This window comes from Actinoplanes sp. NPDC051537 (assembly GCF_055586105.1).
In genome coordinates this window covers 99,278-120,107 of the sequence record NZ_JBVJIU010000002.1, presented here as the reverse complement: position 1 = coordinate 120,107, position 20,830 = coordinate 99,278, and the positions used below count along the sequence as shown (strand labels likewise).

At 71.3% G+C, this 20,830-nt stretch carries 19 protein-coding genes; 11 read left to right on the top strand and 8 right to left on the bottom strand.

The genetic code is table 11. The annotated features are described in order from the left end of the window. Nucleotides 1–14 precede the first annotated feature (14 nt). Both ACZ6TB_RS04360 and ACZ6TB_RS04355 read right to left on the bottom strand, forming a co-directional pair. Complete coding sequence (locus ACZ6TB_RS04360; RefSeq protein ID WP_465550481.1) at nt 15–1,301, bottom strand: cytochrome P450; 1,287 nt, start codon at nt 1,299–1,301, stop codon at nt 15–17. Between the two features lie 99 nt (nt 1,302–1,400). After that, nucleotides 1,401–2,525 carry a serine hydrolase domain-containing protein gene (locus ACZ6TB_RS04355; RefSeq protein ID WP_465550479.1) on the bottom strand — a complete coding sequence of 375 codons (1,125 nt, stop codon included), beginning with the start codon at nt 2,523–2,525 and terminating at the stop codon, nt 1,401–1,403. 121 nt (nt 2,526–2,646) lie between these two features. Here ACZ6TB_RS04355 and ACZ6TB_RS04350 point away from each other — a divergent pair, with 121 nt between their 5' ends. From ACZ6TB_RS04350 to ACZ6TB_RS04335, 4 genes are all read left to right on the top strand, one after another. Further along, a complete protein-coding gene (locus ACZ6TB_RS04350) occupies nt 2,647–3,375 on the top strand; it encodes an SDR family oxidoreductase (protein ID WP_465550477.1) in 729 nt (242 codons plus the stop codon). Nucleotides 3,376–3,448: 73 nt separating this feature from the next. Next, the gene (locus tag ACZ6TB_RS04345; protein WP_465550475.1) at nt 3,449–4,213 is read left to right on the top strand and encodes an ATP-binding cassette domain-containing protein; all 765 of its coding nucleotides are present in this window, start codon (nt 3,449–3,451) and stop codon (nt 4,211–4,213) included. Continuing rightward, nucleotides 4,210–5,259 (top strand): ABC transporter permease, encoded by a 1,050-nt coding sequence (locus ACZ6TB_RS04340; protein ID WP_465550473.1) that lies wholly within the window; start codon nt 4,210–4,212, stop codon nt 5,257–5,259. The genes ACZ6TB_RS04345 and ACZ6TB_RS04340 overlap by 4 nt, the downstream gene beginning before the upstream one ends. A gap of 3 nt (nt 5,260–5,262) precedes the next feature. Next, nucleotides 5,263–6,300, top strand: a complete 1,038-nt coding sequence (locus tag ACZ6TB_RS04335; RefSeq protein WP_465550471.1) for an ABC transporter substrate-binding protein — start codon at nt 5,263–5,265, stop codon at nt 6,298–6,300. Between the two features lie 29 nt (nt 6,301–6,329). On the opposite strand, the gene ACZ6TB_RS04330 is transcribed toward ACZ6TB_RS04335, so the two are convergent. Next, the gene (locus tag ACZ6TB_RS04330) at nt 6,330–7,724 is read right to left on the bottom strand and encodes a right-handed parallel beta-helix repeat-containing protein (RefSeq protein WP_465550469.1); all 1,395 of its coding nucleotides are present in this window, start codon (nt 7,722–7,724) and stop codon (nt 6,330–6,332) included. 99 nt (nt 7,725–7,823) lie between these two features. Continuing rightward, nucleotides 7,824–8,030: a hypothetical protein gene (locus ACZ6TB_RS04325; protein WP_465550467.1), complete on the bottom strand. Its 207-nt coding sequence runs from the start codon at nt 8,028–8,030 to the stop codon at nt 7,824–7,826. 78 nt (nt 8,031–8,108) lie between these two features. Here ACZ6TB_RS04325 and ACZ6TB_RS04320 point away from each other — a divergent pair, with 78 nt between their 5' ends. Next, the gene (locus tag ACZ6TB_RS04320) at nt 8,109–8,597 is read left to right on the top strand and encodes a hypothetical protein (protein ID WP_465550465.1); all 489 of its coding nucleotides are present in this window, start codon (nt 8,109–8,111) and stop codon (nt 8,595–8,597) included. Nucleotides 8,598–8,603: 6 nt separating this feature from the next. Here ACZ6TB_RS04320 and ACZ6TB_RS04315 read toward each other — a convergent pair whose 3' ends face one another. Next, nucleotides 8,604–9,305, bottom strand: coding sequence for a hypothetical protein (locus tag ACZ6TB_RS04315; RefSeq protein WP_465550463.1), 702 nt, complete (start codon nt 9,303–9,305; stop codon nt 8,604–8,606). A 75-nt stretch (nt 9,306–9,380) separates the two neighbouring features. Here ACZ6TB_RS04315 and ACZ6TB_RS04310 point away from each other — a divergent pair, with 75 nt between their 5' ends. Beyond that, nucleotides 9,381–10,325: a DUF3500 domain-containing protein gene (locus tag ACZ6TB_RS04310; RefSeq protein ID WP_465550461.1), complete on the top strand. Its 945-nt coding sequence runs from the start codon at nt 9,381–9,383 to the stop codon at nt 10,323–10,325. Here the strand turns inward: ACZ6TB_RS04310 and ACZ6TB_RS04305 are convergent. Then, the gene (locus ACZ6TB_RS04305) at nt 10,310–11,113 is read right to left on the bottom strand and encodes a hypothetical protein (RefSeq protein WP_465550459.1); all 804 of its coding nucleotides are present in this window, start codon (nt 11,111–11,113) and stop codon (nt 10,310–10,312) included. The genes ACZ6TB_RS04310 and ACZ6TB_RS04305 overlap by 16 nt on opposite strands. A 121-nt stretch (nt 11,114–11,234) precedes the next feature. Between ACZ6TB_RS04305 and ACZ6TB_RS04300 the strand changes: the two genes are divergently transcribed. Continuing rightward, entirely contained in the window at nt 11,235–11,999 is a 765-nt protein-coding gene (locus ACZ6TB_RS04300) for a DUF899 family protein (protein WP_465550457.1), read from the top strand. Nucleotides 12,000–12,003: 4 nt separating this feature from the next. Here ACZ6TB_RS04300 and ACZ6TB_RS04295 read toward each other — a convergent pair whose 3' ends face one another. Next, nucleotides 12,004–13,863 carry an alpha/beta hydrolase-fold protein gene (locus ACZ6TB_RS04295; RefSeq protein ID WP_465550455.1) on the bottom strand — a complete coding sequence of 620 codons (1,860 nt, stop codon included), beginning with the start codon at nt 13,861–13,863 and terminating at the stop codon, nt 12,004–12,006. Between the two features lie 285 nt (nt 13,864–14,148). Here ACZ6TB_RS04295 and ACZ6TB_RS04290 point away from each other — a divergent pair, with 285 nt between their 5' ends. The 4 genes from ACZ6TB_RS04290 (at nt 14,149) to ACZ6TB_RS04275 (ending at nt 18,486) form a co-directional block, all read left to right on the top strand. Continuing rightward, the gene (locus tag ACZ6TB_RS04290) at nt 14,149–14,916 is read left to right on the top strand and encodes an Ltp family lipoprotein (RefSeq protein WP_465550453.1); all 768 of its coding nucleotides are present in this window, start codon (nt 14,149–14,151) and stop codon (nt 14,914–14,916) included. Between the two features lie 126 nt (nt 14,917–15,042). Beyond that, entirely contained in the window at nt 15,043–15,711 is a 669-nt protein-coding gene (locus ACZ6TB_RS04285) for a hypothetical protein (RefSeq protein ID WP_465550451.1), read from the top strand. A gap of 82 nt (nt 15,712–15,793) precedes the next feature. Continuing rightward, nucleotides 15,794–17,842 (top strand): sensor histidine kinase, encoded by a 2,049-nt coding sequence (locus ACZ6TB_RS04280; RefSeq protein ID WP_465550449.1) that lies wholly within the window; start codon nt 15,794–15,796, stop codon nt 17,840–17,842. Next, a complete protein-coding gene (locus ACZ6TB_RS04275; protein ID WP_465550447.1) occupies nt 17,839–18,486 on the top strand; it encodes a response regulator in 648 nt (215 codons plus the stop codon). The genes ACZ6TB_RS04280 and ACZ6TB_RS04275 overlap by 4 nt, the downstream gene beginning before the upstream one ends. A 5-nt stretch (nt 18,487–18,491) precedes the next feature. On the opposite strand, the gene lon is transcribed toward ACZ6TB_RS04275, so the two are convergent. Next, entirely contained in the window at nt 18,492–20,801 is a 2,310-nt protein-coding gene (gene lon / locus ACZ6TB_RS04270; RefSeq protein WP_465550445.1) for an endopeptidase La, read from the bottom strand. Between the last annotated feature and the right edge of the window lie 29 nt (nt 20,802–20,830).

Below are 20,830 nucleotides of genomic sequence, written 5' to 3'. Positions count from 1 at the left end.
TTCGCGCCTGATGATCAGCCGGCGGCGGGCACCGGTTCCAGGGTGACCGGCAGCGCGTCCAGGCCGAAGACGATCGAGGCCCGGCGCGACGGCAGGCTCGCCGGGTCGAGGGCCGGGCGCATCGCCGGGAAGCGCCGCACCAGCGCCGGGTACGCGATGCGCAGCTCCATCCGGGCCAGCTCGGCGCCGACGCAGCGGTGCAGGCCGTGCCCGAACGCCAGGTGCGACCGGGTGGTGCGGGCGACGTCGATGGTGTCCATGCCGGGGCCGAGCACCTCGTCGCGGTCGGCGGCGCTCAGCGAGCACATCAGGATGTCGCCCGCCTTGATCGCGACACCGGCGATCTCCATGTCGCGGACGGCGAACCGGGGGAACGCCACCTGCACCACGGTGAGGTAGCGCAGCAGCTCCTCGACCAGCCGGTCGGCCGGCTCGCCCGCCCGCAGCGGGTCGGCCAGCTCCGGCTGGGTCATCAGCACCAGGGCGCCGAGCGCGAGCATGCTGGCGCTGGTCTCCAGCCCGCCGGTGAGCACGCCGTCGGCCAGACCGGCCAGCTCCTGGTCGTCGAGCTCGTCGCCGTGGTCGCGGATCAGCGACCCGATCAGCCCGTCGCCCGGCTTGCGGCGCTGGTCGGCGACCAGGTCGCCGAGGTAGGCCCGGGACTCGTTGATGGCGTCGAGCGGGGCGTAGGCGCCGTCGCCGAGGTCGAACCGGGCGGTGCTGAGCCGCTCGACGAGGCCGCGGTCGGCGTACGGGACGCCGAGCAGCTCGCAGATGGTCAGCGCGGGCACCGGCAGGGCGAACTCCTGCAGCAGGTCGACCGGGCCGCCGGTCGAGGCCATCGCGTCGAGCCGGTCGGCGACGATGGCCTCGATCCGCGGCCGGAGCCGGGCCAGCCGGTGCATGGTGAACTCCGGCATGATCAGGCGGCGCAGCCGGGTGTGCATCGGCGGGTCGATCATGCCGAGCCCGCCCGGCTGCCGCGCCGCCGTCAGCCCGACCCGCTCGGCGAACTGCCCGAAGTCGTTGCTGAACCCGTCGGTGCTGCCGAGCACCGCCCGTACCGGCTCATAGCCGGTGACCAGCCAGGCGCGGATGCCGAGCGGCACCGGAAGCCGGCCGACCGGTGGCCGCCGGCGCAGCTCGGCCACCGGGTCGAGGCCGTCGCGGAACAGCGGGAAGAGCGAGCTGTCGGGCAGCATCGACAGGGCGTTGTCGAACGACACCGCGCCGGACTTGCCGGTGAATTTGCGGCCGACCCAGCCCAGCAGGCGGAGGCGCACCGAAGAGAACGTCTGCACGTCGCCCTCCAGACAGCTGCTGTTCTTCCCCGTGAAGAAAGGCGTCCCTGATACTGGCCCCAAGATCTTGACGGCGCAGTGAGGTCGATCACGACCCGGTCAGGAAACCCCGGCGCACAGGGCCGCGTCGACGCTGTCCGAGACGTCGGCTACCTGATCGAGCGAGGTCGGCAGCCCGGTGACCGCGACGACGGCGCTGCGACCGTCCTCGGTGACCAGGTTCCGGGTCTCGAAGCCCTGGATGTCGCCGCCGTGACCCCAGGCGACACCGCCGCAGGGCAGCGCGTGCCGGGCGAGGCCCATCCCGTACTCCCAGCCCGGCGTGGGCTCGAAGTCGGGCGCCGCCACCGTGGTCATCATCGCTGCCTGCTGTGCGGGCCGCAGCAGCTTTCCGCGGATCAGCGCCTCGAGGAACGTGCGCAGGTCGTCCGGCGTCGAGACCAGCTGCCCGGCCGACCAGCCCAGCGACGGGTCCATCTCGGTCACGTCGACCCACGGGTCACCGGCCGCGACCGCGACGTACCCGTGCGGGTGGACGCCGCGGAGGCGCTGCTCGCCGACCCCCGGCCAGTACGTGTCGCGCAGCCCCAGCGGCTCGATGATCCGCCGGGTGATCTCCTCGCCGACCGGTCGCTCGGTGACCCGCTCGGCGATGAGCCCGAGCAGCACGTAGTTGGTGTTGCTGTACTCCCACTTCGCGCCGGGCGGGAAGCTCACCGGCCGGGTGAGCGCGGCGTCGACGAGCCGGCGCGGCTCGTAGTAGGAGTGGCTCTTGCCGACCAGGTCCTCGGGCTTGGTGAACAGCACGTCGTCGTAGTCGGGCAGCCCGCTGGTCTGCTGCAGCAGCTGCCGCACGGTGGCCTTGCCGTCGACGACGCCGGGCAGGTAGTGCGCCGCGGTCTGGTCGAGGTCGACCTTGCCCTCGCCGGCGAGCTGGAGGACGACGACCGCCGTGAAGGTCTTGGTGTTGCTGCCGATGCGCACCTGGCCGTCGCGCGGCACCGGCCGCCCGGTGGCGAGGTCGCCGACGCCGGCCGTGTACTGCCGGACGTGTCCGTGGCTGTCGCGCACGGAGGCGAGCGCGCCCGGAAAGTGGTCGTCGTGAACGAGCCGGTCGAGCGTGCGCTGCACGGTGTCGGCCGGGGCGGCGGCCTGCCCGGCGACGGGCACGGCGACCGCGGCGGCGGCGGCGAGCGCGATGGCGATGGAGAATCGGGAACGCATGGTTCGCTCCTTGCGGATCGACGGTGATGAACGCTTTCCAGCCTTGATCACCGCGGACCCGCGAACCATCCCGCCTGCTGCCCACCCGTGGTACAGCAGCCTGTACCCGTAGGAGTGCCGAATGTTCGACTTCAGCGACCGCACCGTCCTGGTCACCGGCGCCTCCGGTGGCATCGGCGGGGCCGTGGTCCGCCTGCTCGCCGCGCACGGCGCCGAGGTGATCGCCTCCGGGTCGAGCGCGGAACGGCTCGCGCCGATCGCCGCCGAGACCGGCGCCCGCACCCTGCCTTTCGACCTCACCAGCGAGCCCGAGGTCCGCGACGCGCTCCGGGACGCACCCGTGTGGGGCGTGGTCAACTGCGCCGGGTTCGGGGGCGAGATCGCGCCGCCGCCCGACGCCGATCTGGCCGTGTTCGACCGGGCGATCGCCGTCAACACGCGCGGGGCGCTGCTGGTCACGAAGTACGCGTCGCGCGGGATGATCGCCGCCGGGCGCGGCGGCGCGATCGTCAACGTGTCGAGCCAGGCCGCCCTCGTCGGGCTTATCGGGCACATCTCGTACGCCGCCTCGAAGGCCGCCCTCGACAGCATCACCCGGGTGTCGGCCCTGGAGCTCGGCCCGCACGGCATCCGGGTCAACAGCGTCAACCCGACCGTGGTCATGACGCCGATGTCCGCCTCGTACTGGGGGCGGGACGAGATCAAGGGGCCGTTCCTCGAGCAGATGCCGCTCGGCCGGTTCGCCACCGAGGAGGAGATCGCGGCGCCGATCGTCTTCCTGCTGAGCGACGCCGCCGCGATGATCACCGGTGTCTGCCTGCCGATCGACGGCGGCTACACCAGCCGCTGAAAAATCTGCATGTGTCGATCAAATGGCTTAGTGTTCATGGGCAAGAGGTAAGCCCCACCGAAAGGTGGCTCCCATGGCACCCCTGCTCGAGGCGCGCGGCCTCTCGCGAAGTTTCGGCCACGTGCGCGCACTGAACGACGCGTCGTTCGACGTCGACGCCGGCGAGGTCGTCGCCCTGATCGGCGACAACGGGGCCGGCAAGTCCACCATGGTCAAGGCGCTCACCGGCAACCTCGCGGTCGACGCCGGCGAGCTCCGCTTCCGGGGCGAGCCGATCACCATCACCAGCCCGCACCAGGCGTCGGCGATGGGCATGGAGGTCGTCTACCAGGACCTCGCGCTGGCGCCGCACCTCAACCCGGTGCAGAACATGTTCCTGGGCCGCGAGATCCCCCGCAAAGGGATCCTCGGCGTCCTGGGCTTCATGGACGAGAAGCGGATGCGGGCCCGGGCCGAGGCCGGGTTCGCCGAGCTCGGCGGCACCGTCACCGCCTTCGGCTCGCCGGTCGGCTCGATGTCCGGCGGCCAGCGGCAGCAGATCGCGATCGTGCGCGCGATCAGCTGGGCCGACAAGATCGTGTTCCTGGACGAGCCGACCGCGGCGCTCGGCGTGGTGCAGACCCGGAACGTCCTGGACACCATCAAACGCGTACGCGACAAGGGCATCGCCGTGGTGCTCATCTCCCATTCGATGCCGCAGGTCCTCGAGGTCGCCGACCGCATCCAGGTCATGCGCCTGGGCACCCGGGTCGCCACCATGCCGGCCGCGGGCACGACCGTCGAGCAGCTGGTCGGCGCGATGACCGGCGCCCTGGACCGCAAGGACAACACGTCATGAGCGATCAGGCCGTCCTCGACCCGGCGGCGCGTCAGTCGTACCTCGGCCGCCTCGCCCGCCTTCAATCGGTGTGGATCCTCGGCGTCCTGGTCGTCATCGTCGCCGCCTTCTCCGCGGCGGCCGGCACCAAGTTCCTGTCCACCAGCAACTTCTCGCTCATCTCGCAGAACATCGCGGTCTGGGCGGTGCTCGGCGTCGGCATGACCTTCGTGATCATCACGGCCGGCATCGACCTGTCGATCGGCTCGGTGCTGGTCTTCTCGTCGGTCGTGGCGGCGAAGATCATGGAGGCGATCGGCGGCGACGGCTGGTCGACCGCGGCCGTCGGCATCGTCGGTGCGCTCGTCTCGGGCGTCGCCTGGGGCGCGCTCAACGGGTTCCTCATCGCCAAGGCGAAGATCCCGCCGCTGATCGTCACGCTCGGGGCGCTGTCGGTCGCCCTCGGACTGGCCCAGGTGATCACCGGCGGCATCGACATCCGCTCGGTCCCCGAGGCACTGACGGACTTCAACACGTACATCAAAATCCTGGGAATTCCGGCCCTGCCGTTCGTCGCGCTGGTCGTCGTGATCGTGGGCGGCATCGTCCTGCACAAGACGCGGTTCGGGCGTTACACCTACGCGGTCGGCTCCAACGAGCTCGGCGCGCGGCGGGTGGGCATCAACGTCGACCGCCATCTCATCCGGGTGTACGCGTTGTCGGGCGCCTGTGCCGGGCTCGGCGCCGTGCTGGCGCTGGCGCAGTTCGGCACCACCACCATCGCCGGTCAGTCGCTGACCAACCTCAACGTCATCGCCGCCGTCGTGATCGGCGGCACCTCGATCTTCGGCGGCGAGGGGTCCATCTTCGGCACCGTCGTCGGCCTGTTCATCCCCGCCGTCCTCCAGGCCGGCTTCGTGATCATCGGGGTCGAGGCCTTCTGGCAGGGCGTCGCCGTCGGCTCGGTGCTGGTGGCCGCGGTCTACATCGACCAGTCCCGCCGTTCCGCCGCCCTGCGCGGCAGTTCCCGCTTCTCGCTCCTGTCCCTGCTCAGATCCACGAGGTGAAGCATGAGAGCAAACCGGATCATCCCGTACGCCGGAAGCGCCGTGCTCGTGGTCGCGCTGGCCGCGTGCACGAGCTCCAAGCCGACCGGCAGCGCCGCCAACACCGCCGCCGGCAACCCGAGCGCGGCCGCCGCGTCCGCCGCCGTGGCGCCCGGGAAGGCGAAGAAGAACTACAACATCCAGTTCATCCAGGGCGTCACCGGCGACGAGTTCTACATCACCATGCAGTGCGGGATCGAGGCCGAGGCCGCGAAGCTCGGCGTCACGGTCAAGACCCAGGGCCCGCAGAAGTTCGACCCGACCCTGCAGAAGCCGATCCTCGACTCGGTGGTGGCGGCCAAGCCCGACGCGATCCTCATCGCACCCACCGACGTCACCGCCATGCAGACGCCGTTGCAGGCGGCGGCCGCGGCCGGTATCAAGGTCATCCTCGTCGACACCACCACCAAGGACCCGTCCTACGCCGCCAGCGCCATCGCGTCGGACAACATCGGCGGCGGGAAGGCCGCGTTCGAGGCCATCAAGCGGCTCAACCCCGACGGCGGCAAGGTCATGGTGATGTCCACCGACCCCGGCGTCTCCACCGTGGACCTGCGCATCAAGGGCTTCGCCGACGCGGCCAAGGCCGACTCGAAGTTCCAGTACCTGCCCGTGCAGTACTCCCACAACGACCCGGCCACGGCCGCCAACCTGATCAGCTCCGCGCTGCAGCGCGACCCCGACCTCAAGGGCGTCTTCGCGGCCAACCTGTTCGCGGCCGAGGGCACCGCCACCGGCGTACGCCAGGCCGGCAAGACCAGCACCGTCAAGATCGTGGGCTTCGACGCCGGCCCGAACCAGATCAAGGCCCTCCAGGAGGGCACCGTCCAGGCCCTGATCGCCCAGCAGCCGGGCGACATCGGCCAGTACGGCATCGACGAGGCCGTCGCCGCCCTCGACGGTGGCCAGGTCCAGCCGAAGATCCAGACCGGCTTCACGGCCATCACGAAGGAGAACCTGAGCGGGGAGGGCGGGAAGGCCGCCTACAAGTCCAGCTGCTGACTCTTCTGAGGGGGCACGGCCGTGCCCCCTCAGCTCTGCCGGAACGTGCTGGCCCGGTCCTGGCCGCTGGCGGCCTGGTAGGCCGCGAGCCCCCGGTGCTCGACGCCGTTCCAGTAGTACAGCTCCCGGCCCGGGCGCACCCGGCCCGCGTACCTGTTGTGATCGAGCCGCAGGTTGGCGTTCTTGGCGGCGGGCCCGGCCGGCTCGTCGCGGTAGAGCAGCACCGACTCGCCCGGGTTCGTCGAGATGACCGTGTTGCGGGTGATCGTGGTGTCGTGCACGTAGTACTGCAGCAGCATCTCGGGCGAGCCGTCCCGCAGCGTGTTGTTGCCGCGTAGCAGATTTCCGGTCACCGTGATGTCGTACGCCTCGCCCCGGTCCTGGTCGTAACCGCCGAGCGCGAGCCCGGTGTACCGGCTCCCGGTCACCGTGTTGCCGGTGATCCGCACCGCGTTCGTGCGGCCCTGCCGCCATTCCGAGGCGACCTCGATGCCGATGTCCGAGGCGTCCACGTGGTTGTCGGCGATGGTGATCGAGCCGCCGCCGTCGACATAGATCCCGTCGGCGCAATTACACCAGGATCCGTCTTCCCAGTACGCGGGGTTGCCCTCGCTGATGATGCGGGAGACCCGGTTGCGGGCGATGAGCCCATGCCGCGCCCGGTTGACGTCGGTGAACCGGGCCGGCCCGGAAATGGTGTCCTCGAACCCGATCGCGTCGATCCCGATGTTGTTGTTGTCGTGGATGACGTTGCCGGTCACCGCCCAGCCGTCGACGTTGCCGTTGAGCACGAGCGTCTCGCTGGCGCCGAGCACCAGGTGGTCGAGCTCGTTGCCGGCGATCGTGACGTCCGAGAGCGACCGCCCCGCGTCCGTGCCGTAGACGGCGATGCCGTGCGCGTTCATGTCGAAGCTGCCGAGCGTCCCGTTGTCGTTGCCGAGGTGATGAATGTGGTTGCCCCGCAGCCGGATCCCACGGCCGGCGCCGGTCACGAAGATCCCGATCGGCACCGCCTCGAGCGACTTCGTCCGATAGCCGGTGATCGTGAGCCCCTCGACCGTGACGTCGCTGCTGTCGCGGATCTCGACCATGCCGCTCTGATCCGCGAGCGGTTTCAGCCCCGCGCCGTCGAGCACCGCCCCCGCCGCGCCCCGCACGGTGAGGTGCGTGCGGCCGTCGATGACGATCCGCTGCCGGGCGTACGTGCCCCGGCCGAGCCGCACGGTGCCACCGCCCGGCCCGAGCCGGTCGACGGCGACCTGCGGCGTCCGTAGCGGATGCCGGGCCGTCCCGGCAGCGTGATCCGACCCGTGCGGCGACACGAACAGCGTCCGGTCACGATGTGCTTGAGCCCCCGTGCCGGACAGCCCGACGAGGACGGCCGCGATGGCGGCAATCGATGTGATGCGGCGCACAGTCGACATGCCGCGTACTATCGCGCACCGGCCCTCACCAGCGCAAACGTGCAAAATCGACTGTTCGTTTGGGGGCCGGCCGTCAGTCGCGTCGTTTGGGCCCGGCCGTCAGTCGCGCCGGCGCAGGGGGCGCCGGGCGCGCAGCGTGGCCCGGGTGAACCGCGCGTACCCCGGCAGATACCGCTGGAACCGCCGGCGGTGCCGGAGCGGCTCGGGCGCGCGCGGCGGCTCGAAGCGGGGCGGCGGCCCGGCGCAGAAGACCACCGGCTCTCGACGGCGGTACTCCCGCAGCGTCGGCGTGAGAATCATCAGCACCCCTCGATCGTGTCCCGCCGGCGACGTTCGCGCCACCGGGTTATCGCGGCGAGCACGCGTTGCCCTAGGGTCCTGGCCATGGCGCGGGCGGTCTACGGATATCGGGTCGATTTCGGCGGCGGCGACAGGTCGGTCGTGTCGTTGCTCGAACCGCCGTGGGTGGACGAGCACGGTCTGCATCCGGAGGTCGTCCTGGCGGTCGTGCCCGCCGATGCCGATCCGACCGAGCCGGGGCCGGCCGATGTCCGGGAGAACCCGCCGTTCCTGCGCCTGCTGTCCCGGACGATCTGGGAGAACGTGGCCGGTTGCGAGGCCATCCGCCGGCAGGCGCGAATCCAGGGCGACGGCTTCGTCTACCTGCTCGACGAGCGCACCGGCAACCCCGGCGGACGGGTGCCGGCCGAGGACATCCTGGGAACGGTGCGGGTACGCGACGCCGAGCCGGTGGCGGGCAGCTACCAGCACAATCCGCGCCACCGTTTGTACGCGGCGGCGGGCTGGTTCCAGCTGCCCGACGAGCTCGAGACGGCCTTGCAGGACGCGATACGGTCGCGCACCCTGCGCTGACCGTACTCATTCTTGCTTCGCCAGCCGGCGCGCTATTCGCGCCTGGGAAAGGATGCCGAACGTCGCCCCACCGGCCGCGACGAGAACACCGACGAACGTCGGGGCCTGCAGCCACCACCAACTCAGCGCCCAGCAGACCATGACGATGAGGAACGAGACGGAGGCAGAGGCAGCGTCGGATGCCTGCTGCTTCTCGTACAGCTCGTTGACACCGGCTAGTTGCCGCCGTCTCCGCCCCACCGCCGCGTGCCGGTTCGCCAGCGCCGCGACCAGCCCGAACGCGCCGTAGAAGATCAGCCAGTGACGCAGTCCCCGGAACACCTCGACGCCGGTCCCATGGCCGGCGCTCAACACGTGCGTCGGCCATAGGAACAACGCAAGTTGCGTCGCTGCGATGCAGAACGACAGCAGGACGTCCCCAAGTCGCAGGGGCCCGAAGATGAACAGTGCGCCGATCTGGATCGAGTAATAAGCAAGAACCGCCGCCGCGGTCGCCGCCATCGCGATCAGGACGGCCAGAAGAATGACGTCGCCGCCTCGGTCGGCCGTGGCGATCCGGCCGACCAGCAACAGAGCGAGCACGATATTCGCGCTGGCGACGATCACCGAGAACTCGTGCCAATGATCGTGAGCCTGATCGACGATTCGCTCATGCACCCGCGTCGCTTCGTCGGAGACTGCCGCGCCTTGGTCGCTGGACTCGTCCATGTAATCGAGTGTGACGACTTCGGTCCAAGCCGCATGCCGGCGGCCGGGGTGGGGTCGGTTGGCTAGGGTCAGCTCATGACGACAGCTGCCATCGACGCGGGGCGATGTGCTCGTGCGCTTCTCGTCAGCCTGGACGAACGGCAACGCGGGCTGGTTCGGGGCGATCTTGGGGACCCGGGGCTGCGGCGCTGGACCTATCTGCCGGGCGACCGGCCCGGGCTGCCGATGGAGCAGCTCACCGATGCTCAGCACGCCCTGGCGGTGGAGCTGCTCCGGTCGGCGCACTCGCCGGCGGGCGGGGACCTCGCCGTCGGCGCCATCGAGGTCGAGCGGGTCCGGCGGGAACTGGCGACCGGCTCACCGCCGGCCGGGGACCGCTACTGGCTCAGGGTGCTCGGCGAGCCGGACGGCGATCGGCCGTGGGGCTGGCGCATCAACGGCCACCACCTGGCCGTACACGTGATCGTGGGGCCGGCCGCCGTTACGCTGACGCCGCATTTCGTCGGGTCGGAGCCGGCCACCATCCCGTCCGGCCGCCGGATTCTCGGCGCGGAAGAGGACCTCGCCCGGCGGCTGGCCGCCGGGTTCGATCCGGAGCAGCGTGCGCTCGGCATCAGCTCCGGGCTCGCGCCGGATGACATCCTCACCCGGGCCGATCCGGTGGCCGACCCGGCGGTGCTGCCCGGCGGCATCGGCTGGGGCGAACTGCGTCCGGAGCAGCGGGACATCCTCGGCCGGCTGGTGCGGCTCTACCTCGGCCGCGCCCCGGCGGCGTACGCGCGGGCCTGCTGGAACGACGCCGAGACGGCGGGCCTGGAGCGGATCCGGTTCGCCTGGGCGGGCCCGACCACGCCCGGCGAGGGTCACTACTACTGCGTCCGGGCGCCCGAGTTCCTCATCGAGTACGACAACACCCAGGACGGCGCCAACCACGCCCATTCCGTCTGGCGGCACCTGCGCGACGACTGGGGCGGCGACCTGCTCCGCGACCATTACGCGCGACGTCACCCCGCGCCGTGAGCACGGCGGCGCCGCGTCCACGCCAGGGCGAAGGCGCCGGCGCCGATCACGGCGATGACGCCGGCGGCCACGGCCCAGGCGGTGCGGCTTGCGCCCGTACGGAAACCGGCGTTCTCGATCTTCGGTAGTGCGGCGGCGGCCGTGCGGCTCGGAGCCGGATCCGTCTCCGCAGTGGTGAGGATCGCCGCGGGTTCGCTCTGCCTCGCTGCCGGTGATGTAGTTCGCCGCGCGGCCGATGAGCGAGCCGGTGTGGAGCGGACCGTGGCCGGGGTCCTGGTGGCGCTGGGTTTGGTGGCGCTGGGCTTGGTGGTCGGCGTGCCGGTTCCCGTTCCCGAGATGGAGATGTGGAAATACAGGTCGACGTCGTCGGTGCCGCCCTTGCGGTCCAGCGCCTCGTAGAAGCTGAAGCTGCCCATCTCCCAGTCGGGGTGGGCCAGCGTTTTGGTGATCTTGTAGCGCAGGACGACCGTCTGGGACTTGCCGACCGCCAGCGGTCCCGGGCTGGCGCAGTACTGCCCGCCGTCCGGATCCGGGCGGCAGCCGGTGCCGCTGACGAACTTCGTCCCCGCCTGGGTCTGCACCCCGGTCAGCGCCCACTCCGGCTCGACGGCCGGGCCGTGGTTGGTGATCGTCACCCGGATGCTGACCGTGTCACCGACGTGCCCCTTGGCGTCCGTCGCGGACACCGACAGGTGGGTGGAACCCTCGACGGCACGGGCCGAGGCCGGAAGCGGCGCCGCGACGAGCACCGCCATGGCCGCACCGGTCAGCCAGCCCGACACCCACATCTTCGGTACCTTTCGCCGGCCGTGTGCCATCGACGGGAGAGCATACAAGAACGTTTTCTCGTCATGATGTCGAAGCCGGGGCGGGCAGCTTCGACGTACTCAGCAGAGAAGGGAGTCAACCATGACCACGAACGAACTCTCCGGGCGGCCGCCGATCGTCGACCTGGACGCCTGGCAGGCGGCGCGGGACGAGTTGCTGATCCGGGAGAAGGCGCACACCCGCGAGGGCGACGCGATCGCCGCGGCGCGTCGCCGGCTGCCCATGGTCGAGATCGACGGCGGCGCCGAGGTCGTCGGGCCGGACGGGCCGGTGCCGTTCCGGGACCTCTTCCAGGGCCGTGACGAGCTCCTCGTCTACCAGCACATGTGGCACGACGGCGCGCCGCACCAGGGGCAGTGCGAGGGCTGCACGGTGGCGGCCTGGCATGTGCGGGACGCCTCCTACCTCAACGCGCGCGGCGTGTCATTCGCCGTGCTCACCCCGGGGCGATGGGATGAGGTGGCCCCGTTCGTCGCGTTCATGGGCTACACCCAGCCGTGGTATTCGGTGCGCGACGCGCCGGAGCCGATCGGCGGCGACATGGGCTATTTCAGCTGCTTCCTGCGCGACGGCGACCGCGTGTTCCTCACCTACCGCTCGACCGACCGGGGCACCGAGCCGGCCAGCGGGTCGTTCGCGCTGCTCGACATGACGCCGTACGGGCGCGGTGAAGCCTGGCAGGTCAGCCCGGAGGGATGGCCCAAGGGCGAGGACCCGTGCTGGTACTGGCGCGTGGACGTGGACGGCAAGCCCACCTGGGACGGGACGAGCCGCCCGGCGCCCCAGTGGACCCGCCCGGGAGCGACGCCGGAGACGACCCTCGGCCGAACCGGCGCGCACCACTGAACTCCTACCGCATCCGGTTCGCCACCGCCGGGTGAGAGACCTTCGCGGCCAGAGCAGAGGCCAGCGCCGGGGGGAGGGTCGCGTCGACGCCGTCGTCCACGACCTGCCGGCCGCGCGTCAGCATGAGCTGCGGCGGCTGCTCGTGGCCGCGCCAGCCGCTGACGTCGGTGCCCTTCGGCGCGTGCCGGGCGATGAAATCGGCCATCGTGGTCAGCAGTTGCTGGTCGGTGACCGGGGTCCACCCGTGCGGTTGGCTCACGCCGTAGAGGAACTGGAAGTCGGGCGCCGGCGAGGTGAGGGCGTTGGTCCGCTGCTCGAAATACGAGACACCATTGTTGAGGAAGTACGTGTCCTCGGTGCCGACGTAGACGTGCAGCCGACCGGCGATCTTCGGCCCGAGCCTCGCCCAGTCGGTCGCGACGATCGACGACAGGTCGAAGTGCTTCTTCCAGTAGGCGGCGACGGTGTGGTCGATGGCGCCGGTGTGCTTGTCCCAGATCGGCGCCGGGTAGCCGTCCCTGCCCTGTGGACCGAACACCGCCTGCCAGATGTCCCACTGTCCCTGACTGCGCCCGTGTGAGGCGACCGCCCGCTCGTACGCGTTCTCCTGCCCGTTGGTCCACAAGGTATCGCCGTTGTAGTCCCGGGCCGACGGTCGCGGCACCGGCACCCAGTCGCTACCGGTGACGTACGCGTTGGCGTCGCTGTAGATGTTGATCACCTGGTGGGCGCGGAAGTCCATCGAGTCGGGGAAGCCGGCCCAGGCGCCGGCGAAGGTGTCGGGGTAGAGCACGAGCGACGCCGCGGCGATCCACCCGCCGGTCGACCCGCCCCCGACGACCCGGCCCCAGCGCTGCCCGATCGTCCGGAACGCCTTGTCGATGGCCGGGATGAGCTCCTTGTTGATCGCGTCGCCGTACGGGCCGAGGTTGGCCGAGTTCGCGTGGTAGGAGTCGTCGTAGAACGGGTTCTCGCTGCGCACCTGCACGGAGATGAACCGGGCCGCGTCCGCCGACACCCACCACTGGGAGAAGGCATCGCCCAGCGACTCGTCGAAGCGGTGCGGGTTGGCGCGCGGGTAGTGGCGCGCGATCAGCTCCATGGGATACCGGACGTGGCGGTTGGCGGGCAGGTCGTAGCCGGCCGGCAGCAGGATGTCGGCGCCGAGATAGACGTCGCGGCCCCAGAAGCGGCTCAGCAGCGCCGAGCGGATCTTCAGGTGCTTGACGTGCGCCGAGTCGACCGGGTTGCCCTGCTGGCCGGTGCCGCCCGGCGGGATCGGGCCGATCGGCGGGATGACCTGGTCGAGCGTCAGGCGCACGGTCTGCGCGTGGCCGCTCAGGTGGACGGTACGAGGTGTGGAGTAGACGTTGCCCGGCGAGTGCCAGATGTCGCCGCCGTCGCCTTCCGGCCAATGCACCTGGACGACCGACCCGTCCGAGCGATGGTTGGTCTCGTAGGTGCAGAAGAACGCCTGCACCACGTAATCGCCGGCCGGAAGGTCCTCGAACCGGGCCAACGGGTAGCCGACCACCGCGGCGCCGGAGCGCAGCGCGATCGGCCGGCCGGGCACGGCGTGCGCCACATCCAGACCGAAGAACGGCACGGTGATCGGCTCGAGGTTCTGCAGGTTGTCCCGGGGCTCCGGCGCGTCGGGACTCAGATCCGACGCTCGCGCGATGATCACAAACGCCCGGCCGGCGCCGGTGTACGTCCCCGCGGCCAGCGTGAGCGAAAAGTCCGGCCCGGACCGCCCACCCGCCTGAGCGGCGCCGGCGTCCGCCATGCTCACCAGACCGCCCACCGAGGCGATCGAGCCGGTCAACACGAAGCGCCGGCTGAACCCGCCGTGCCTTGCCGCCATGATCTGTCTCCCGTCGCCGCGCCTACGCATCCGCCATCGAAGACGATAAGCCCGGCGGGCCCGGCCGGTGTGCCCGATCGACGCCGACCGGCGCTCCAACGGGGTCGTCCCACCGGTCGGACAAGCACCACCAACGGCATTGACGAATCGGTCAAGAAGCCGAGGCCCGTGGACGTCCGACGGATGGACCCACTGCCGGTGGCATTTAGCCTGGGGGCGGCCGGGTTCGAATGGTGGGCCGGAAAGCGCTCCCGCTGATCCTGCCCACACGCGAGGAGAATTCCTATGTCTATGCCCGAGCACACCCTCGCCCCCATTCCGAAGAAAAGAATGAGCCGCGGCAAGAAGGCCGGCCTGGTCGGCGGCGGCGTACTCGCCGGTCTGGTCATCATCGGCATCGCGGCCGGCGGAGGCGGCGAGACGCCCGTCGCGGCGGACACGACCATCGCGTCCGCCAGCACACCAAGCCTGGAAGCGATCGACAAGCTCCCGACCAGCGAGCCCGCTGCCGAAGAGACCACGGAACCCGCCGCCGAAGAGACCACAGAACCCGCCGCCGAAGAGACCGCCGAGCCGACCACCGAGGCCGTTGTAGAACCGACCACCGAGCCCACCAGGGAGTTGACCGTCGCCCAGGAGAACGCCGCCGACAAGGCCGCCGACTACCTGTCGTACTCGTCCTTCTCCCGTTCCGGGCTGATCAAACAGCTCAAGTTCGAGGGTTTCTCCACCAAGGACGCCACCTTCGGCGTGGACGCGCAGAAAGCGAACTGGAACGAACAGGCCGCCAAGAAAGCGGCGGAATACCTGGACACGAGTTCCTTCTCGCGTTCCGGGCTGATCAAACAGCTCAAGTTCGAAGGCTTCTCCACCAAGCAGGCCACCTTCGGCGTGGACGCGCAGAAAGCAAACTGGAACGAACAGGCGGCCAAGAAGGCGGCGGAATACCTGGACATGAGTTCCTTCTCCCGTTCCGGCCTCGTCGACCAGCTCACGTTCGAAGGCTTCACCGCGAAGCAGGCCGCCTACGGCGTCAAGAAGGCCGGGCTGTAGCCCCGAAACGGGGTCGTGGCGTCCCGATCCGAGCCGGGACGAATGCCGATGTGCCCGGGACAGGTCCCGCCGCAATGTGTGAGGCACACGCGGCGCCCGGCGTCGCGGCGACGGCGGGAGGTTGCCATGCAGACGAGAACAGTCAATCGAGCGGTGGGGATGGCCGCGTGGACGGGCGCCTGGGTGGGGTCGGTGCTGGCTCCGATCCACGCGCTGAGCCGGTTCGCCACGACGGACGGCGCGGGGGATCTGCAGAGCTCGGTGGTACGGGCCTGGGCCGAACCCGCCGCGAAGCTGCTTCGCCCGCTGCTGTCCTGGTCGGACGCCGACACGGTCTATGTGACGTACGGGCGCGTGTGGTTTCCGTTGATCCTGGTCGCCACGGCGGGCGCCTTCGTCGTGCGGCGGGAACGCAGCCCGCGCGGTGCGGAGCGCTGGGGATGGTGGATCACGCTCGTCGGCTATGTCGTGGCGACGCTGTCGACCGTGGGTGACTACTACACGCCGTGGATGGATCAGACGTTCGCGTTCGTCGGCATCCCGGCCATTCTGACCAGCATTCTGGGCTCGACGGTGCTCGGCGTCGTCCTGCTGCGTCGTGGCTTCCGGCCGCGCGCCACGGCGTGGCTGCTGGCCGCCTGGCTGCCGTTGTTCTTCGGGCTCAGCTCGCTGATCGCGATGGGCGCCGCGCTGCTGCCGATGCTCTGGGCCTGGGGAATCGCCGGGCGCTCGGCGGCACGCTCCGCCACGGCGAGCCCACCCACGGCGCCGGTCGGCATGACGACCTCGCGATGAGTGGCGTCCGCGGTACCCTGCGGGTGGTGCGGCGGCGATGCGCGTCCGCTCGGATGGCCTGCCGGCGCGAGATGGAGTCGGCGTGACGACCGCAAACCCGATGTGGCTGCCGGATCCGGCGCTCGGCGTCGGGTCCGACGGCCCGATACGTGCCGGCATCGCGGCGCTGCGGTGGGCCGCGATGGCGACGGCCGCCCTCACGGGCGTCGCGGTCGTGCTGTCGGTGGCGCTGATGATCTCCAATCGGCCGGGCATCGATGCGCTGGTGGCCGGCCATGACTTGGTCGGCGCCGTCATCGCCCTGTCGTTCGGTGCGGTCGGCGCGACGGTGCTGCGACGGCATCCCACGCAGGCCCTCGGCTGGGTGTTCCTGTCCACCGCGCTGCTGGAGGCGGTCGCGGGGCTGGGGGCCGCGTACGCCGCCCGCCGCCCGGCGCCGCCGCTGGCCGGCCTCGGCGGCCTGATCGGCGAGCGGATCTGGTTGCCCGGCGCGATCATTGCCGTCGCGCTGGTGACCCCGCTGTTCCCGGACGGGCGGCCGGCCTCGAAGCGGTGGCGGCCGCTGGTGTGGGCCGGTTCGGTCGTGGCCGGGCTCGCCTTCGTCGGGGTCTGGCTCATCGACCTGCCGGCCGGCGCCTATCCGCAGTGGGACAGCCCCCTGGAACTGCCCGCCCCGGCCCAGCCCGTCCTCGCCCAGGTAGCGACCGTCCTGCAAGTGGCCGCGACCGCCTGCGGGCTGCTCGGCGGCGTGGCCCTGCTGATCCAGATGCGGCGCGGAACCCCGGCGCGGCGACGCCGGCTCGGGTGGTTCTTCGTGGCGTTCCTGGTCGGTGTGATCGGCCAGTTCCTCGACTCGGTGAGCCCGGTGATTCCGCTGGTGGCGTGGGCCCTGTTCCCGGTCGGGCTGGGCGTGGCGATGCTCCGCTACGGCCTGTTCGACGGCGACCGGCTGCTCAGCCGCACGCTGGTGTCGCTCGCTCTCGCCCTCGCGATCGCCGGTGTGTTCGGCTTCGCCATCGGGCTCGGGTCGAACCGGCTCGGTGGCGAAGGCGCCGGCGCGGTCGCCGCCGCGGTCGTCATCGCGCTGGGCGTGGCGCCGGCCCGTGAGCTGGTCCAGCGCGGCGTCGACCGGATGCTGTACGGCCAGCCCCGCGACCCGTACACCGTGCTCACCCGGCTCGGCCGGCAGCTGGCCCGGACGATCGCACCCGACGAGGTGCTGCCCGTCGTCGTGGACGCGGTCGCCGACGCGCTGCGCCTGCCGTACGCGGCGGTCACCCTCGCCGGGGAGCCGCGACCGGCCGCCGCCCGCGGTACGGCGCCGGCCGTCACCGTCGACCTGCCCCTGCTGCACGCCGGCACCGCGGTCGGGACCCTGAGCGTCGGGGCGCCCGGCGGTCGTTCGTCCCTCGACCCCGGGGACGAACGGCTGCTGCACGGCTTCGCCCAGCAGATCGGGCCGGCCGCATACGGGGTTCGGCTCACCCATGACCTGCGCCGATCCCGGGACAGCCTGGCCACGGCCCGGGACGAGGAACGGCATCGGATCCGGCGCGACCTGCACGACGGGCTCGGCCCCACACTCGCCGGTGTCGCGCTCGGGCTCGGCGCGGCCCGGCGCGCCGCCACCACGACGGCGAACAAGGAACTGCTGAGCAGCCTGGAAGCGGAGGTCAAGGACAGCCTGGACGACGTCAAGCGTCTGGTCGCCGATCTGCATCCGACCACGCTGGAACAGATCGGGCTGATCCCCGCGCTCCACGGCTATGCCGACACCGTCACCATCCGCAGCGGCGGCGGCCTGCACGTCGCGGTGCGGGCGCCGGACACACTGCGACTGCCGCCGGAGGTGGAGGTCGCCGCCTACCGAATCGCGCTGGAGGCGGTCACCAATGTCACCCGGCACGCCCGGGCCACCCGATGCACCGTGTCCCTGTGCGTCACCGGCGACGATCTCGTGATCCAGGTCTGCGACGACGGCATCGGGCTCCCGGCCGCCCGGCAACCGGGGCTCGGGCTGCGGTCGATCGCGGAGCGCGCGGCCGAACTGGGCGGAGCGGCCACCGTCGAGGCGGGCGCGGCCGGCGGGACCGTCGTCCGGGCAAGACTCCCGCTGCGACGTCCGACATGACCGTCCGCGTCGTCATCGCCGACGACCACCCGGTGTTCCGGCGTGGCCTGCGGGCCGCGCTGTCCGACGCCCCCGAGGTCACCGTGACGGGCGAGGCCACCGACGGGGCCGCGGCCGTCGCCGCCGCGCTCGGCGGCACCGCCGACGTGATCCTCATGGACCTGCACATGCCGGGCACGACCGGCATCGACGCGACCCGGGAGATCCACCGCGCCGCGCCGGCCGTGGCCGTGCTCGTGCTGACCATGTTCGACAACGACGAGTCGCTGTTCACCGCCATGCGCGCGGGCGCTCGCGGATACCTGGTCAAAGGCGCCGAGCAGGACGAGATCGTACGCGCGATCGTCGCCGTCGCCGCCGGGGAGGCGGTATTCGGCGCGGGCATCGCCGAGCGCGCTCTCGCCTACTTCGCCGCCGCACCCTCCGGCGGCCGCGCGGCGCGGCCCTTCCCGGAGCTGACCGACCGGGAGATGGAAGTGCTCCGGCTCGTCGCCGACGGCCTCACCACCGCCGACATCGCCCGCCGGCTCCGGCTCAGCGAGAAGACCGTTCGCAACCACACGTCCAACGTGGTCGCGAAGCTGCGGGTCGAGGACCGAGCCCAGGCCGTCGTCCGAGCACGACAGGCCGGCCTGGGCTCCTAGCTGCCTCAGGCGGCGGCGACCAGGCCGGCGGTCACCGGCTCCAGGGCGGTGCCGAGGATTTCGCGCACGTCCGAGACGATGTGCACGGTCAGCGCCTCCAGGACGTCGGCGGGGACGTCGTCGAGGTCGGGCTCGTTGCGCTGCGGCAGGTAGACCTCGGTGAGGCCGGCTCGCTGGGCCGCGAGCAGCTTCTGCTTCACGCCGCCGATCGGCAGGACGCGGCCGGTCAGCGACACCTCGCCGGTCATGCCGACCTCGGCCCGCACCTCGCGGCCCAGCAACAGCGAGACCAGCGCGGTCGTCATCGTCACGCCCGCCGACGGGCCGTCCTTGGGCACCGCGCCCGCGGGCACGTGCAGGTGGACCGGGTGGTCGAGCTGCTCGGGCGAGATGCCGAGCTCCTCGGCGTGGGCCCGCACGTAGGACAGCGCGATCTGCGCCGACTCCTTCATCACGTCGCCCAGCTGGCCCGTCACCGACAGGCCGCCCTTGTCGCCGGGCAGCAGCGACGCCTCGATGTAGAGGACGTCGCCGCCCATGCCGGTGACCGCCAGGCCGGTGGCCACTCCCGGAACGGCGGTGCGCTCGAACGACTCCGGCGTGAACCGGGGACGCCCGATCAGCTCCTTGAGGTCGGTGGCCTCGATCGTCGCGGGCAGGTCGCGCAGGGCCACCTTGCGGAAGGCCTTCGCGAGGAGGCGCTCGAACGACCGTACGCCCGCCTCCCGGGTGTAGTTCGCGGCGATCTCGCGCAACGCGTCCTCGGACACGGTCACCTCGTCGGCCGACAGCGCCGCCCGCGAAAGCTGCCGGGGCACCAGGAAGTCACGGGCGATGGCGACCTTGTCGTTCTCGGTGTAGCCGTCGATCGCGATCAGCTCCATCCGGTCGAACAGCGCCTGCGGGATCGTCTCCAGCACGTTCGCGGTCGCGATGAACAGCACGTCGGACAGGTCGAGGTCGAGGTCGAGGTAGTGGTCGCGGAACGTGTGGTTCTGCGCCGGGTCGAGCACCTCGAGCAGGGCCGCCGCCGGGTCGCCACGGTAGTCGCTGCCGACCTTGTCGACCTCGTCGAGCAGCACGACCGGGTTCATCGAGCCGGCCTCGCGGATGGCCCGGACGATGCGGCCGGGCAGCGCGCCGACGTACGTGCGCCGGTGGCCTCTGATCTCCGCCTCGTCCCGCACGCCGCCGAGCGCCACCCGGACGAACTTGCGGCCGAGCGTGCGCGCGACCGACTCGCCGAGCGAGGTCTTGCCGACCCCGGGCGGCCCGGCCAGCAGGATCACCGCGCCCGAGCCGCGGCCACCGACGACCGACAGGCCACGGGACTCGCGCCGGGCCCGCACGCCCAGGTATTCGACGATGCGCTCCTTGACCTCGTCCAGGCCGTGGTGGTCGGCGTCGAGCACCGCGCGGGCGGCGGCGAGGTCGGTGGCGTCGGTGGTGCGGACATTCCAGGGCAGATCAAGAACGGTGTCGAGCCACGTACGGATCCAGCCCGCCTCGGGGTTCTGGTCGCCGGCCCGCTCGAGCTTGTCGACCTCGCGCAGTGCCGCCTCGCGGGTCGCCTCGGGCAGGTCGGCCGCCTCGACCCGGGTGCGGTAGTCGTCGGTGCCGTCGGCCTCGCCCTCGCCGAGCTCCTTGCGGATCGCCTTGAGCTGTTCGCGCAGCAGGTACTCCCGGTTGCGCTTCTCGACCGACTCGCGGACGTCCTTCTCGATCGTGTCGCTGACCTCGGACTCGGCCAGGAAGTCCTTGGTCCACTCGATGAGCAGACGCAGCCGGGCCTCGACGTCCGGGGTCTCCAGCAGCTCGCGCTTGCGGTCGTTGGCCAGGTAGGCGGCCCAGCCCGCGGTGTCGGCCAGGTCACCGGGGTCGTCGATGGCGCTGACCGAGTCGATGACCTGCCACGCCTCGCGGCGCTGCAGGACCGACACGACCAACTGCTTGTATTCGGTGGCCAGCTCGCGGGCGGCCTCGCCGGGGGCGGCGGCCTCGACCGGCTCGGCCTCGACCCACAGCACCGCGCCGGGCCCGGTCACGCCGCTGCCGATGCGGGCGCGCACGCCGGTGCGCAGGACGGCGGCGGGGGAGCCGCCGCGGAACTTGCCGACCCGCTCGACGCTCGCCACCACGCCGTACGAGGCGTAGCGATCCTCGAGCCGCGGCGCGATGAGCAGCTCGTCGCCGGCCGAGGTGCGGGCCGCGTCGACGGCGGCCTGGGCGCCCTCGTCCAGCTCGATGGGGACGACCATGCCCGGGAGCAGGACGACGTCGTCGAGGAACAGCACTGGAAGTCGTTTGCCGGACATCGGTACCTCCGAGAAGTTGAGTACGGCCG

Bases quoted from the DNA above. Each gene is read 5' to 3' on its own strand.
- ACZ6TB_RS04305 (WP_465550459.1), bottom strand. From the start codon at position 11,113: ATGTGGGTGTCGGGCTGGCTGACCGGTGCGGCCATGGCGGTGCTCGTC.
- ACZ6TB_RS04340 (WP_465550473.1), top strand. From the start codon at position 4,210: ATGAGCGATCAGGCCGTCCTCGACCCGGCGGCGCGTCAGTCGTACCTC.
- ACZ6TB_RS04330 (WP_465550469.1), bottom strand. From the start codon at position 7,724: ATGTCGACTGTGCGCCGCATCACATCGATTGCCGCCATCGCGGCCGTC.
- ACZ6TB_RS04335 (WP_465550471.1), top strand. From the start codon at position 5,263: ATGAGAGCAAACCGGATCATCCCGTACGCCGGAAGCGCCGTGCTCGTG.
- ACZ6TB_RS04285 (WP_465550451.1), top strand. From the start codon at position 15,043: ATGCAGACGAGAACAGTCAATCGAGCGGTGGGGATGGCCGCGTGGACG.
- ACZ6TB_RS04345 (WP_465550475.1), top strand. From the start codon at position 3,449: ATGGCACCCCTGCTCGAGGCGCGCGGCCTCTCGCGAAGTTTCGGCCAC.
- ACZ6TB_RS04320 (WP_465550465.1), top strand. From the start codon at position 8,109: ATGGCGCGGGCGGTCTACGGATATCGGGTCGATTTCGGCGGCGGCGAC.
- ACZ6TB_RS04350 (WP_465550477.1), top strand. From the start codon at position 2,647: ATGTTCGACTTCAGCGACCGCACCGTCCTGGTCACCGGCGCCTCCGGT.
- ACZ6TB_RS04355 (WP_465550479.1), bottom strand. From the start codon at position 2,525: ATGCGTTCCCGATTCTCCATCGCCATCGCGCTCGCCGCCGCCGCCGCG.
- ACZ6TB_RS04300 (WP_465550457.1), top strand. From the start codon at position 11,235: ATGACCACGAACGAACTCTCCGGGCGGCCGCCGATCGTCGACCTGGAC.
- lon (WP_465550445.1), bottom strand. From the start codon at position 20,801: ATGTCCGGCAAACGACTTCCAGTGCTGTTCCTCGACGACGTCGTCCTG.
- ACZ6TB_RS04310 (WP_465550461.1), top strand. From the start codon at position 9,381: ATGACGACAGCTGCCATCGACGCGGGGCGATGTGCTCGTGCGCTTCTC.
- ACZ6TB_RS04295 (WP_465550455.1), bottom strand. From the start codon at position 13,863: ATGGCGGCAAGGCACGGCGGGTTCAGCCGGCGCTTCGTGTTGACCGGC.
- ACZ6TB_RS04290 (WP_465550453.1), top strand. From the start codon at position 14,149: ATGTCTATGCCCGAGCACACCCTCGCCCCCATTCCGAAGAAAAGAATG.
- ACZ6TB_RS04275 (WP_465550447.1), top strand. From the start codon at position 17,839: ATGACCGTCCGCGTCGTCATCGCCGACGACCACCCGGTGTTCCGGCGT.
- ACZ6TB_RS04315 (WP_465550463.1), bottom strand. From the start codon at position 9,305: ATGGACGAGTCCAGCGACCAAGGCGCGGCAGTCTCCGACGAAGCGACG.